Source organism: Granulicella tundricola MP5ACTX9 (assembly GCF_000178975.2).
GTDB classification, from domain to species: Bacteria; Acidobacteriota; Terriglobia; order Terriglobales; family Acidobacteriaceae; genus Edaphobacter; species Edaphobacter tundricola.
In genome coordinates, this window is the sequence record NC_015064.1 from 577,479 (window position 1) to 590,834 (window position 13,356).

The following is a 13,356-nucleotide window of genomic DNA, read 5'->3' on the forward strand; positions in this document are numbered from 1 at the left end:
CCGCCGAAGTTGTATGCAAGCGACGTTGGGTGTAGAACTCGGGCCCGGTCTGCGCTCCGTGCGGCCACCCTTCGGGTCTGCGAAGCGCTCGGATGGGAACTACAGCTTTCGCCAAAACGCCCGAGGGACTTGCTCGCCCCATCGCAGCGTCATACTTTGATTGACTATTCACAACTCGCCGAACGGTTGGGGTCAGCACTTGTAGTGCCACAGCGCAGTTACTCCGTCCGAAACTACGAGGTCTATGAGCGCGTTTGCGTACATGAGGAGATTTGGTCTGGAGCCGCGAGCGCGCAACGTTTCTCGAACTACTTGTGTGCGTGAGGCAGCAGCAAGGCGGGCATGTTTGGGAGAAACTTCGCTAAAAATAAAACATTAAGGGGGAATGGTGCTCCGGATTCCTGAAAGGCTTACCACGAACCGCTGCCTGTTTCTCCCCGGACAAACAAGTTGGCGTACCGTCCGGGCTGTGGTAGGTTGTTGCCGTTCCCTATTTCTCGTGCGCGGCAGGGCCCGGCCACGCAGAAAAGAGCACCCTTTGGCTTATATCGAACCCGCAGAATTCCTTAAGAAGTTTGGCCACGAACCTGAACCGGAGTACAACTCCGACTGCTCGGCTCTTTGCCAAAGCTATAAAAACCTCTTTTCCGAATATGAAAGAACCTCTGGGAAGATTCAGGCTACGCTCAAGAAAGAGCTCCTCGCCATCGCCCAAAAAATGCATCAGCAAGGCTGTCCCCCCTGTCTCTTGGAGTAGCCGTACTCAATTCGCCAGATACACTTCGGCTTGTCTGTGATGGCGCGGTCCTAATAGATGGTCCGACAGGACCTGGCGATCCTCCGATGATCCAATGTGTCGGCGGAGGCACTGTCGGACCATGAGCGCAACCTGGTGCGCTGGGGCGTGTCGTCTGTTGTGTTGGAGCTGACCGAGATCCAACTTGCGGCTTTGACCGTGAGGGCACACGTCTGAACTCAAGGTGTGACTTGAAGGGTGATGTGGCGGACGACAGGTGCGCCTACACTGCTACTGCTGGTTGCGGTCAGCACGATGTCATAGCTGCCTACCAGTGCGTGTTGCGGGTACTTGGCGCTGCAGCCGGTGAGCCCAACTCCCAAGCCAAGGGTCGCTGCGATCAGGAGGACAAAAAGTGTGAGGCGATTCACGCGCCCCGCCTTGAGTCTGCAGCGAAGGAGACCAAAGCCACATGCAGGGAGCAGCAAAGCCCAAACAACGTCCGTTGCGGAGTTGTGCCGGGAAGGCTCCGGGATGAGTGCAGATTTGAAGTCGAGTACAGCATCGGTATCGAGGATGACAGGCAGACTGACCGAGCCGCCTGAGGCGATCTGCATGCTTGCCGAGGAAGGGCGCTTGTCTCCGCCGACCTCGCAGGTGAGCAGAAGGCCGGCAGGGGTGGAGCATGTCAGGTTTACAAGACCGTTGAAGCCGGAGATGGAGGAGATGGTTGCAGTGATGTTGCCGTGGTGCTCGGCCTGGATGGAAAGGGTGGGTGAGCTCACCTTCAGATCGAAGAGTGGATCTGTGATCAAAAGGCTTACCGGACCGGCCGAGGCGGAGGTGATGTCGCCGGATTTGGAGGTGAAGACCGCAGTCAGGGTGTGGAGACCGCTGGCGAGTTGCGAGGTGGTGAAGGATACGCCAGCCGACAGCGAGGCCGTTGGGCCTGGGGTAAGTGTTGCGATCGCGATACCACCGTCCAGGATGGTGATGGTGCCGTTGGAAGGATTTGCCGCTGCGATCGATGCGCTGCCGTCCAGATTTGTGACTGTGGAGGTAATGGTTGCCGCGCCACCCTGGGGCGAGGTGGCGGGCGCGCTGAGGATTAAGGAGGTCTGATCCGGCACAATCTGCTGGAGCGTGGAGGCATCGGACTGAGTGAGGCTTGTGCTTCCGGCGAAATGAGCGGTGACCGTGTAAGTTGCCGCCGATAGGGTGAACGGCGTGACGTAGACGATGCTGCCGGAGTTATCGGTGGTGAGGGTGGCTGGAGGGAAACCCTGGACGGTGATGGTGACTGGCTGGTTTGCGACCGAGGCTGATCCGCTTGACTGGCTGCTGGTCAGGCTACTGCGGAAGCTGTAGCTGCCGAACAGGGCAGGCGCGGGCGTTCGCACGGGCTGCAGGGTCAACTGGGTTGCGGACGGGGTCGAGGGGGCGGAGACGATCTGGATGAGCGAGGCAGAGCTTGCCTGAAGTGGCCCTGAAGGGACGTAGGTGGCGACGATGGTGTGGGTTCCGGTGGACGGAGCTTCCGAGACCGACGTGGTCGCGCTGGCAGTGCCGGGTATGAGTGGAACGGTCCCCAGCGCGACGCTGTTGTCCGTGAAGGTCATGGAGCCTGCCGGCACACTGGCGTCGCCGGCCTTGACGGTGGCGGTGAAGACGACAGTGGTGCCGGGCGACGAAGGGTTCTGCGAGGAGATCAGGGTTGTGGCCGAGGCGACAGGCCCGGAATCCAGTTGATTGAGCAGGATGGTGACGGAGGAGGCGGCGTCCGAGGCGACGTTGCCGAAGATGAGATCTGGTCGTCCGTCGCCGTTGAGGTCTTTGATGAAGAGATCTCCGGAGAGCGCTCCGGCCGTGTAGCAGATCTCCGGGCCGAAGGTGCGTCCGGCTGCCGAGTGGACAATGCCTACCGCAAAGGTGTTGAGCGAGCTTGCAGTTTGAAGGACAAGGTCCGGGAGGCCATCTCCGTTGAGGTCCGCTGCCTTGAATGAGGTGTAGCTATGCGCGAAGCAGCCTGCCTGGACCGGCGCGATAAAGGTGCCGTCTCCCTTGCCGTAATAGATCCAGACACAGGAGGGCACGCCCTGGTAGCTAAAGGAGTAGGGCAACTGATACTCGGTCACGAGGGCGAGATCCGGTTTGCCGTCCCCGTCGAAGTCCGCGGATTGCACGGCGCTGTAACCATTGGCGGCTACGCCGAGGTGAGCGGGGATGGGCAGGATGGACGGCGTGGTGTCAAAGCTGCCGTTGCCATGTCCCTGAACCACGTACAGACCTGTGCTGAGGATGTATGCGGCATCGAGCTTTCCCCGGTTGGCGAGGTCCGCAAGGATAGGGGTGCCCGGCGTGTAGTAGGACACGCCATTGGGCATGACGGGCGCAGTGTAGGTGGTCGAGACGCTGCGGAATGTGCCGTTGCCGAGGGAGAGAGCGGCCACGAGGCTGTAAGTGGATGACAGTGAGCTGATGGAGGGTAGAAGGAGGTCGGCTTTGCCGTCTCCGTCTATATCTCCGACCACACCGACGCTTCCGTTTGAGGTATTCAGGGGTGCGGCGATGCCGGTGGCGGCTTGCGGTGTAGCGAAGGTACCATCGCCGTGTCCGAAGAGGAGGTATGGAGCGTAGGTGGAGTCGTTTGCGAGGAGATCCGGCTTGCCGTCGCCGTTGAAGTCCGCGGCATAGATCTGCGAGGAGGAGGTGACCGGCGAGCTTTGCAGGGAGATGGGCGGGGCGAAGGTGCCATCGCCGTTTCCGAGGTTGAGTGTGAGCTGGGGGCTGCCGGTGGCGACGAGATTCTGCTTGCCATCCCGGTTGAAATCCGCCATGGCGGTGGGGCCGGTGATGACGCCGACCTCGGGCGCGGGTGCGGTGCCAAAGGTTCCATCGGCGTGACCGTAGGTAAGATAGAGGCCGTTTGGCCCGCAACTGAGGAGATCCATGAGCCCGTCGCCGTTGAGATCGACGAACTGCTGCTGTGCCGCCTGATCGACCAGGAAGGCGAACCCGACGGCGGCGATGGCGTATTCGCGCGGCGGTCCGAAGGATAGGCCCGGGGCTCCGAGGAACACGGCGAGACCATCGCCCGAGTACGCGAGGATGTCCGGGATGCCGTCTCCGTTGACGTCCGCGACCAGTTCCGGATAGAGAAAGGTGCCCGCGCCAGAGCCACTGACGGACGTGCTGCCGAAGGGCAGGTGGAAGATGGGTGTTGTATTGAAGGTGCCGTCGCCGTTGCCGTGGAGGATGTCCAGGGTGGTGCCGCCGTTGCCGGAGGTCGGATAGCCGCATACGGCATCAAGTTTGCCGTCCTGATCCATGTCATGGAAGGCACAGGTGCCGCCGCCCGGGGGTGAGGTGTAGGTGTAGGAGGTGATGAGCGGACCGAAGGAGCCGTCGCCTTTTCCGAGTGAGACGGCGAGGCCGTCTCGCCAAAGGATGTCCGGGATACCGTCGCCGTTGATATCCGCGATGACCGGCACGCTGAATGCAACGTTGCCCACCACGGTTTTGCTGGGGAGGAAGCCGCCTTTGCCATCGCTGAGGAGGACGAGGACGAAGCTGTTGTAGGGCTGCTCGAGGAGGAAGTCAGAGACGCCATCCCCATTGAGATCGCCGACGGAGGCGAGGATGACGGCGTCTGAGATCTGATTCGAAAGCTTGTTTACTGAAGCGGCGCCGAGGGTTCCATCACCGTTTCCGGGGAAGACGAAGACGCTGCCGATGTGGGTGTTTGGGTCGTAGTTGGCGCAGATGAGATCAAGCCTGGCGTCGCGGGTGACATCCGCTGTGACGCACATGGGAGCGCGGCTGACGTTGATGTTCGCAGGGAAGGAAAAGTCCTGTCCGGGCTGGAAGCTGTTGTTGGGGCCAGCCAGAAGAACATGCCCGGTCGTGGCACCGTTGACGACCTTGAACCAGATGAGATCGCGGCGGCCATCGCCGTTCAGATCGCCGGAGATGACGGCGTCTGGATCGATTGGAGTGACGATCCGCACGGGATTGGTGAAGCTTTCAGCAAAGGCAGGCAAGCAGAGACAGGCAGTCAAAAAGATAAAGGCTTGCAGAAGAACTCTTTTATAGGAATGCATGAGGGTCCCAGGGTGTTTGCATCAGTATAAAGACTGCTGGTCCCTCATCCTCTGCAATATTTGCAATCCTCTTCATTTCGAAGGTCGTGTGATGAATGGTTTAGTGCGCTGAGCTTTCGCGTCACAGTGCGGAATGATAAGCCTCGGATTTAGGCATAGGTCAGCGTATCGACGTAGCAGCCCGCACCCTTCGCTTCGCATGGCAGAAGTTGCCGAAGGTTCCGAGAACGGACCTGTCTCCCGGCATCTGAAGGGCAAGGATGAGAGGTGGACCAAAGACGACTCCGGGAAGGAGCTCACACTCATCGTTATCGACGAAGCTAAGAGACCCTACCCCATAGTGGCGAAGATCAGGGGCGTCTTCCTACGACCAGGATTGAGAAGGTGCCGGGTACCGGCGTGGGACGATACTGTAGCTCCTCTGAGACGTTCCCGGTGTTCTGCCCGAACTTTGAGGTGACGAGGTAGACCTTGCCCTCTTCCTGGTTGACGATCATGGTGCGTGCTCCAGGCTGTGTCTTTAACTGCTGTGCGGAGGCGTAATGGCCAGTTCCGTCGCGATGAAAGGAGGTCAGCATGCCGGTTGCGTCGGCAAGGAAGAGCGTGCTCTGCTGCTCGTCGAAGCCCATGTCCCCTGAACCTGCCGGTGCGTCTCCTACAGGCGTCATTGCTCCTGAACCTGTGTTGATGGCGATGATCTTATGGCTCTCACAGGTGGTGAAGAGGCGGTGACCCTTGGGGTCGACTGCGAGGGTATTGGGACCGGTGCATGGAGCGAGCTGCCAGGACGCGGTGACCTCTCTGGACGCTGCGCCGATGCGAACGACTTCACCCATTGCAGGTAGTGTGACGAAGATGTTTCCTGCGCCATCGCCGACGGCTGTGCTGGGGCGTCCGGCGAGCGGGAGCGTCGCAACGATCTCATTAGTTTTGCTGTCCACGATGGTGGCGCTGTGGCCGCGTGAGTTGAAGACGAAGACGAGTTTGGTCGCAGGCTCAAAGACGACGGTATCCGGAACCAGGCCGGTTGAAACAGAAGCGATGAGCTTGAGGTCTTTGCGGTCGAAGACGCGCAGAAAGCCTGCGGTGCCGTCGGTTGGATCGCTGATGTAGCCATAGCGTCCGGTATCGTCGATCGCGATTCCGCGCACGTTCTTCATGCCTGCGATCTCGCCGGTCTGCTTGCCGGTCTGGGTGTCGACGACCATCACGCGATTGGTGCGCGGGATATAAAGCTGATGGTTTGCAGGGTCCAGCGACAGGAAGCCCCAACCGCCTGCGCCGCCAACGTTCCACTCCGCTTCCACATGGAAGGGGACGGACGGAACGGGCTTGGGCGTGTGTGCGTTGGATGCGATCGTGCTGCTGAGAAGAAGAGAGAGCGAAGCAAGTTTCATCATCGTGGGCATAGAGGTTCCCGGTGTCAGAGGTTCGTCTGTAGCATGTATTTGAAATAACTTCGACGGCCAGCATGATGCCGACCGTCGAAGCGTGAGTGCTGCAGGAGCGCGGTTACTTCGTAGAGAAGGAGAAGTTATCTACGAGGTCGCCGATGGCCGGGCTGTTGGTGGGAACGTAAGGATTGTTCGCCTTCTGCGTCGGGTTCGGCAGGTTGTCACGGCTGCGCGTCGTGATGGGCGAAAGACCCCAGTTCTTCTCGATGAACTTGATGAGCGAGACGTGATCGCCGTACTCGTGCGAGACGTGACCGCCCTCCGTGTACTTCGAGACGATGATGAGCGGGATGCGAGTGCCATCGCCGAAGAAGTCAACCGGCTGGATGTAACCCGAGTCATAGTAACCGCCGCCCTCGTCGAAGGTGACGAAGATGGCCGTGTCAGCCCAGAGGGTGGGGTTGGCCTTGACCTGGTTGACGATCTTCTTGACGAAGCCTTCATACAGGTCCAGCTTGGAGGACGCCGGGTGACCGTCGTTGAAGCCGCTGGGCTTCACGATGGACACTGGCGGCAGGTTGCCGGTATCGATGTCCTCATAGAGCTGCGTGGTATCCGCGATGTACTGCTCGCGGGTGGCCTGCGTGCCCATGATGGAGGTCTCGTACTGGAAGGGATTGCAGATGTTGCAGTACTCATCGAAACTGTTCGACTCGGTGGGGTCGGTGACGTACAGATCCCAGTTCTCGCCGAAGTACTTGAAGGGAACATTCTTCGCGATCAGGGAATCGCCGATGCTCTTCACACTGGTCGGAGGAATGGTGAACGGGGAGTAGGCCGAGGCAAGCGTACCGTCGCCGTTGTAACCGGGGTTGTAGTTATTGACCAGGTAGTAGTGACCCTTGTCGCAGTTGGGCGAAACGGGGCGCTTGAGGGACTGGAGATAGTTGGTCACCGCAGGCACGCCGGGCTGGCCGATATCCTGGCAGTCGACGTAGCTTCCACCACCGTAACCGTCCTGGTCGTAGTAGTTGTTGGTGGTGGGCTGGGGATCGGGGTTCTCAATCTGGTTGCTGGGAGGCACGAGCGCCTGACCCGCGCCGTTGCTGTACCAGATCGCGTCTGCAAAGCCGAACATGATGTGGTTGGCACCGGTTCCGCCCATCACGGACTGGTGGAAGTTATCGCTGATGGTGTACTTGTCCGCGAGTTCCCTGAAGTAAGGTGCATCGCCCTGCGCCATGTTGTAGAAGCCCATGGCGGCGGAGCCTTCACCGGTGGAGGTGTTGGTGAAGCCCTTGGTCTGGGCCGCGCCGTTGCTGCCTGTACCGACCGAGGTTTCAACCCATGGGAAGAGATCGTTCAAGCAGCCGCTGGCGTTTTCTTTCGTTGCGTAGTCGGCGTTGCAGTCCGTCTGCTGCCACATCTGGAAGAAGCGGTGAACCGGGCTGGCGGTATAAGCGTCATACGGCATGTTGCTTCCGCTGAGCTGATAGACGCCTTCCTTCAGGGTGGCTGCGCCGGTAATGCGGGTATCGAGCTTACCGCCGGTGATGCCGGTGGCGCCCGTGAGGAGGTAGGGCTCATAACCAGAGGCCAGACCGGTGTCCGCAAGCCTGGCAACCTTCAACGTCGTAAAGGGAGCAGGGCCGGCAACGGTGGGCTTGATGGGGCCGCCGGCAAGCGCGGGAGGAAGCGTGCCGTAGATGCTCTTGGACTGGGGGCTGTTGGAGTAAGAGCCGGTGCCAGAGGTGGTGTTGTCGAGAGCGGAGAACTGGGCAGACAGGGAGTAGTTGGGGCCGGGCTTGCCGTTAGCCTTGACGATGCCTTCCGACAACAGGTTGTTGACCGTCTCGCCTTCCTTCGGCTTGTAGGTGGCGAAGACGTGATCGAAGGTGCGGTTCTCACCGATGATGACAATGACGTGCTTGATTGGGGTCGTAGTTGCGGGTGCAGTCGAGCCAGCTGACTGTGCATTCGCGGAAAGCGGCATCGCCGCCATCACTTGCAGCGCGATCAACATCATCGCGCTGCTCCTCAACGTGCCATTAGAGGCACTGTGTATGCGTTTCGGGTTCAAGGTGGTCTCCAGGTACTGAGGAGTGAGTGCCAAAAGTAATACACCCTCAGTGGCACTAACGTAGATGAAGCAGTGACCTGGATGTGTCATGCAAACGTGAATTGATGAATAATCGCGGCGCTCTTTTTACTCGTACTTCGTCGCGCAGAAATTCATCGAAAATCAACCCATGAAATTCGTAGTGACGGCTAGCCTGATTAGTTTTATGTCGGGATACGACTTATACAACAACCTTGTACGGGCGCATCATCTCGTTGTCTTCATGCTCGAGAATGTGGCAATGCCACACATAGATCAGTTCCTGCCCAGGCGTGTACATCCCATGTGGAAGATCGAATCGCTGGATGACGCGAGTGATGTAGCCAGGGTAGGACTTGATGGTGTCCTTGCGTGCGGGACGCTCGTTACTCTCCGGTGCCATGGGCTTGCCGGTGAAGATGATCTTTCCCGTCTGTTGATACGTCTTTACGTCGAACGACTGGCGGTTCAACACCTGAAACTGAACCAGGTGAATGTGCAGCGGGTGAACGTCGCTGGTGGTGTTGACGAAGGACCAGATCTCTGTGCTGCCGGCCTTGGGATCTTCTGTAATGGGGTCGTGCCATTGCGCGTTGCCCAGCAGGCCGGTGATGACGTAGCCGTCTGAAGGCCGCTCCTTCTCAGAGACCAGCAGCATACGCTCGCGTGTATCGAACGAAGGCTTCAGATACTCGAACGGCACCAACACGTCAGGTACAGTGCTGGTATCTTTGCCGCTCAGGGGCTTCGCCACCTTGAACAGCATGACGTCCTCTGCAAGATACTGGCCGCCCATGGTGTAAGGTGCGGGCGCGTCGTTGAGGAGTGAGAAGGACTTGCCTTCACAGCCGGAAAAGTCGACGACGATATCGAACCGCTCCGCGGGGCCGATCAGAAGATAATGAAGCTCAACAGGCGCAGGCAGCAGCCCTCCATCCGTACCGATCTGCTGAAAGGAAGGCACTTCATAAGACTGATTCAGCACCTTTCCTGTGCTGTCCGAGTTGAAGAGCCGCAAATGATAGAAGCGGGAGTTGGCTGCGTTGACGATGCGGAACCGATACTTTCGCGGCTCCACCTCAAGGAACGGCATGACCATGCCGTTGACGCAATTCATATCGCCATAGAGCTCCTGGACCCAGACAGGATGCTCCTTTGGGCCGTTGACAACCTTCGGGTAGTACAGTGACCCATCGCGATGAAAGAGGCGATCCTGGAGCATCAGCGGAATCTCAAACTCACCCTGCGGCAGATTCAGCGCCTTCTCCGCCTCGTCACGAATGAGGTAGAAGCCGGACAGGCCTGCGTAGACATTGAGCCGGGTGATGCCGAGGCTGTGATCGTGATACCAGAGCGTGGTGGAAGGCTGGCAGTTGGGATAGGTCGCCGGACCGGGGCGGTATGTGGGGCCATGTTCCCCGTGGGCCGTGGACCATGCCTCTGGATAGCCGTCGTCCTCCGGCAGGGTACATGCGCCGTGTAGATGGGTTACGTTGCGGACGGCAGGCATGGACGCCTCAGCGCCGCAGATGGAGTGGTCGATCGGCAGAAGATGAGTCGTTGGGAGTTTGCTCACCCAGTTGACCTTCAGCGGGTGGTCGCGATGTGCCTCGATCGTCGGTCCGGGCCAGCTCCCGTTATAGCCCCACACTGTCGTGGGGGGTAGGTCGCGATGCACCTTCTGCTTGGTCTGGCGGATCTCGATCTCAAGCGCCTGAGTTTCATCGGATGGAGCATGAAGGACCGACGGGATGGGAAGTGCATCCGCATAGCGTTGCAGTTTTACACCGCTGCGTACCTGCGGCGGTGATGCCATTACGGTCTGGCCCAGAAGGCTTGCGCCGCGCGCGAACGTGGCGGCCGCCGCGGTGTGTAGGCCATGCCGAAGAAGATGACGTCTACTGAGCATGGGAGGAGAGAACACTCATATCGATGTCGACGGACACGGTAATCAGCTTGACGGGCATCGCTTACTTCATCCTTGTAGGTTCCCTATGAAGGTATGCGCCGATTGTCACGGGTTCATGAATTTCAATGCCGCAAGGCCTAGGCCTTTGGCGCTGCAATCTCCGCCTCACTTCAAGCTCCCGTTATCGCTCAGTTCAGAGTCTGAACGATTGAATCGACTCTGCTTCAGCCCATACGTTTGATATGCTCGGTTGCACGATGACTGAAACCGCGAATAAGCCCGTGGCTCGCCAGCCGGTGTTTTATGTTGCTTTGACCTTTGGGCTGGTCCTGCTCGGTTTTGCTGCAAGAGGTTTTTATCGGGATATCCGTTTTGTGTCCATGGCGGCGACTACCCAAGGCACCGTCACCGCTGTGATGAGACGCGATGCCGGGGGCCATAACGGTGTCAGCTACCTTCCCAGGTTCGCCTTTACCGACCAGAATGGCCGGCTGTTCACGATTGTTTCGAAGTCCGGCCACAACCCGGCTTCCTTTTCAACCGGCGATAAGGTGCAGGTGCTGTACGACGCGCAGCATCCCGAGACTGCAAAGATCGACTCCTTCGGTGAGATCTGGACCAATGATTGCGCTCTGGCCTTCTTCGGTCTGGTTTATGCGGGATTAACCCTCTTTGCCCTGATACGCTCGCGGCGCTCCGGTTTAAAGCTAGCAACCGGATAGGTCAATGAGCGGTCTGATCTCTCTCGCATCGTTGGCCAGCTTTTGTTGCGTTTAAGGGAGCTTCCATTCCTCATCGGGGCCCGTCCCCAAGCGTAGAACCGCCTGATCATTCGTTTGGAATTCCCAGATGCTTTGCCTTGGTCAGCCTTCCCCGTAGGCCTACCTTGACCGTAATCGAAGCCATGGATTGATTACGGTCGAGGCTGAACTCTGTTTTCAGACGGAGAAGTATAAACAGCATCCTTAGGGCAGAATAATATTTCAGGAACTTTTTCGTCTCTCGAATTACTCCTGGGCCTTTTTCCTGCATCTGACCTGATAACTCGCCCGCCAGTAGAGCAGGTATGCGTAATAGGCCCTTTTTCAGGAGTAACAATGCGTCTCATAACCACCGCACTTCTCTTTGCTTCAGCTTCCATCGCTTGTGCCCAAACCAGCACCCCACCCAACCCATGCGCTGCGAACGTTTCGTCCAGCCTGCCTGAGTCGTCCGGTTGCATGCCTCTCACCTACAAGCCCGCCGATGGTGGACCGGAGCGCACCATCATGGTTCCCGTCGAGTACATCTACCCCCAGGGACACTCGGTTCCCGTTCCACCCACAGCCAGCCGTTTGCTTGAGTTTCAGGCTGGAGTCTTCGGCGCTTATAACACTGCGGACTACGGGACGACAGGCAACATCGACGCCGGTGTCTATGCATCGCTGATGGCCCGGCACTTCGGCATCCAGGTCGATGCAGCCGATACCGTCGACAGCCGCGCCGGAGTACGGGAAGCTTATGTCGTGGCCGGACCCCGCTTCCAGATGCGGTATAAGCCCCTTACGATCTACGCAAAGGCTCAGGCCGGTGTCGCCCGCTTCAGCGCCACACCCGCGCCTCGCCTGAACAACAAGGATACGAGTGCAGTCGAGCAGTTCGGCGGCGGTGTTGAAATCAACGCGACTCGTAACCTGCGGATCAGAGTGGTCGATTACAGCTACCAGATCTGGCCGGAGTTCAACCCCCGCAACCTGTCGCCCCAGATCGTCAGCGCCGGCGTAGCCTTCCACTTCTAACGCCGCACACTGAACCCAGACGGGCTGAAGACCGAAGCCCGCCTGGGCAGGACCGCACAAAGGTTCTAGTGTTGTAGCACCGCGTCATCCGCTGTCTTTGGATGCCGTGCCTCATCTTTCACGCCGGTCGCATGGCGCAGCCCGGCCAATGCCATAAAGCCCAGTGCAGTCAGGCAGACGCCGTTCCAGTGCCACCGGTCCCACACCCGGGATGAGAGCCACGAACCCAGCGCCGCGCCGCCAAAATACACCGTCATATAAACCGTATTCAGCCTGCTCCGAGCTGAAGGCACCAGCCCGAAGATCCGTGTCTGGTTCGCCACCTGCGTCATCTGCGCGCCCGTATCTAGCACCACCACGCCCACCACCAGGATCGCCAGGTGAACCCATAGCGGCAGATGCGCCAACTCTCCGCCGCCGATGATCACGTAGGAAGATGCCAGCGTAATAATCCCGACTGTCAGCACCCAGCGTGGCCCGTGCTTATCGGACAGACGTCCCGCCACCGGCGCGATCAGCGCGCCAGCCGCACCCACCACGCCGAAGGTCCCCGCGACGCCCGCGCCCATCTTGTAGTGGCTCTCCAGCAGGAAGACCAGCGTCGTCCAGAAGCAACTGAACGATGCAAACGCCAGTGCGCCGATGAGGCTGCTCTCCCGCAACAGAGGCTGCGTCTTGAACAGGTTCCACAGGGAGAGCATCGCCTCGCTGTACTTCAGCGATTGCTTGGGCGGCAGCTTCGGCATCTTCTTCCAGAGCAGCGGCACGAACATCAGGTTGATCGCGGCCGCCACCAGGAAGACAAGTTGCCAGCCATGAATCTTGCTGACCCAGCCGGAGAACGTGCGCGCCAGCAGAATCCCCAGCAGCAGCCCCGTCATGACGATGCCAATGGCCTTACCACGCTCTGCATCGGAGACCAGGTCCGGCGCCAGCGGCAGCACGATATGGGTCACGGAGGCCATGATGCCGGTCAGAGCGCTCGCCACCACCAGCAGCGGAAGCGTGGGGGCAAGCGCCACCAGCACCAGCGCGATCGCTACCCCGGCGTACATCCGCATCATCAGCGCGCGGCGCTCGACCACGTCACCCAGCGGAACGAAGAAAAGCAGCCCCACCGCGTAACCAATCTGCGTCGCCATGGCGACTAATCCAATGTGCGCCGGCGTGGTGTTGAAGGTTCTGGCCATCTCCAGCAACAGCGGCTGGTTGTAATAAATCGACGAAACGCCTACCGCGCACGCCAGTCCGAGGAAGGGAAGGGGAGCCCGTGTCTTTGCGCCGCTTGCTTCAAGGTTCGAATTTGGTACGTTCGTCATCCAATGTGGCCTGACCACAGTG

Annotated in this window: 9 protein-coding genes; 4 read left to right on the plus strand and 5 right to left on the minus strand. The window is 59.3% G+C overall.

Annotation, left to right across the window (positions count from 1 at the left end; translation table 11 throughout):
* Positions 1-13: 13 nt before the first annotated feature.
* Entirely contained in the window at positions 14-160 is a 147-nt protein-coding gene (locus tag ACIX9_RS27610) for a DUF3761 domain-containing protein (RefSeq protein ID WP_083808367.1), read from the plus strand.
* Between the two features lie 378 nt (positions 161-538).
* Positions 539-757, plus strand: a complete 219-nt coding sequence (locus tag ACIX9_RS25555) for a hypothetical protein (protein WP_157477227.1) — start codon at positions 539-541, stop codon at positions 755-757.
* Positions 758-975: 218 nt separating this feature from the next.
* Here ACIX9_RS25555 and ACIX9_RS02460 read toward each other — a convergent pair whose 3' ends face one another.
* The 4 genes from ACIX9_RS02460 to ACIX9_RS02475 all read right to left on the minus strand — a co-directional run bounded on the left by ACIX9_RS02460 (position 976) and on the right by ACIX9_RS02475 (position 10,237).
* Positions 976-4,776 carry an FG-GAP-like repeat-containing protein gene (locus ACIX9_RS02460; RefSeq protein ID WP_041596899.1) on the minus strand — a complete coding sequence of 1,267 codons (3,801 nt, stop codon included), beginning with the start codon at positions 4,774-4,776 and terminating at the stop codon, positions 976-978.
* 410 nt (positions 4,777-5,186) lie between these two features.
* Complete coding sequence (locus tag ACIX9_RS02465; protein WP_013578893.1) at positions 5,187-6,245, minus strand: YncE family protein; 1,059 nt, start codon at positions 6,243-6,245, stop codon at positions 5,187-5,189.
* 103 nt (positions 6,246-6,348) lie between these two features.
* On the minus strand, positions 6,349-8,256 hold the full coding sequence (locus tag ACIX9_RS02470) for an alkaline phosphatase family protein (protein WP_013578894.1): 1,908 nt from the start codon (positions 8,254-8,256) through the stop codon (positions 6,349-6,351).
* A 274-nt stretch (positions 8,257-8,530) separates the two neighbouring features.
* Complete coding sequence (locus ACIX9_RS02475; RefSeq protein ID WP_013578895.1) at positions 8,531-10,237, minus strand: multicopper oxidase family protein; 1,707 nt, start codon at positions 10,235-10,237, stop codon at positions 8,531-8,533.
* 257 nt (positions 10,238-10,494) lie between these two features.
* Between ACIX9_RS02475 and ACIX9_RS23415 the strand changes: the two genes are divergently transcribed.
* Together ACIX9_RS23415 and ACIX9_RS02490 are read left to right on the plus strand one after the other, a co-directional pair.
* Entirely contained in the window at positions 10,495-10,959 is a 465-nt protein-coding gene (locus tag ACIX9_RS23415) for a DUF3592 domain-containing protein (protein ID WP_157477229.1), read from the plus strand.
* A 375-nt stretch (positions 10,960-11,334) separates the two neighbouring features.
* A complete protein-coding gene (locus ACIX9_RS02490) occupies positions 11,335-12,015 on the plus strand; it encodes an outer membrane beta-barrel protein (RefSeq protein ID WP_013578898.1) in 681 nt (226 codons plus the stop codon).
* Between the two features lie 65 nt (positions 12,016-12,080).
* On the opposite strand, the gene ACIX9_RS02495 is transcribed toward ACIX9_RS02490, so the two are convergent.
* Positions 12,081-13,334 carry an MFS transporter gene (locus ACIX9_RS02495; RefSeq protein WP_013578899.1) on the minus strand — a complete coding sequence of 418 codons (1,254 nt, stop codon included), beginning with the start codon at positions 13,332-13,334 and terminating at the stop codon, positions 12,081-12,083.
* Positions 13,335-13,356 lie beyond the last annotated feature (22 nt).

Excerpts from the sequence above, each read along its gene's own strand:
- ACIX9_RS27610 (WP_083808367.1), top strand. The coding sequence starts at position 14 with ATGCAAGCGACGTTGGGTGTAGAACTCGGGCCCGGTCTGCGCTCCGTG.
- ACIX9_RS02465 (WP_013578893.1), bottom strand. The coding sequence starts at position 6,245 with ATGCCCACGATGATGAAACTTGCTTCGCTCTCTCTTCTTCTCAGCAGC.
- ACIX9_RS02470 (WP_013578894.1), bottom strand. The coding sequence starts at position 8,256 with ATGATGTTGATCGCGCTGCAAGTGATGGCGGCGATGCCGCTTTCCGCG.
- ACIX9_RS02475 (WP_013578895.1), bottom strand. The coding sequence starts at position 10,237 with ATGCTCAGTAGACGTCATCTTCTTCGGCATGGCCTACACACCGCGGCG.
- ACIX9_RS23415 (WP_157477229.1), top strand. The coding sequence starts at position 10,495 with ATGACTGAAACCGCGAATAAGCCCGTGGCTCGCCAGCCGGTGTTTTAT.
- ACIX9_RS02490 (WP_013578898.1), top strand. The coding sequence starts at position 11,335 with ATGCGTCTCATAACCACCGCACTTCTCTTTGCTTCAGCTTCCATCGCT.
- ACIX9_RS02495 (WP_013578899.1), bottom strand. The coding sequence starts at position 13,334 with ATGACGAACGTACCAAATTCGAACCTTGAAGCAAGCGGCGCAAAGACA.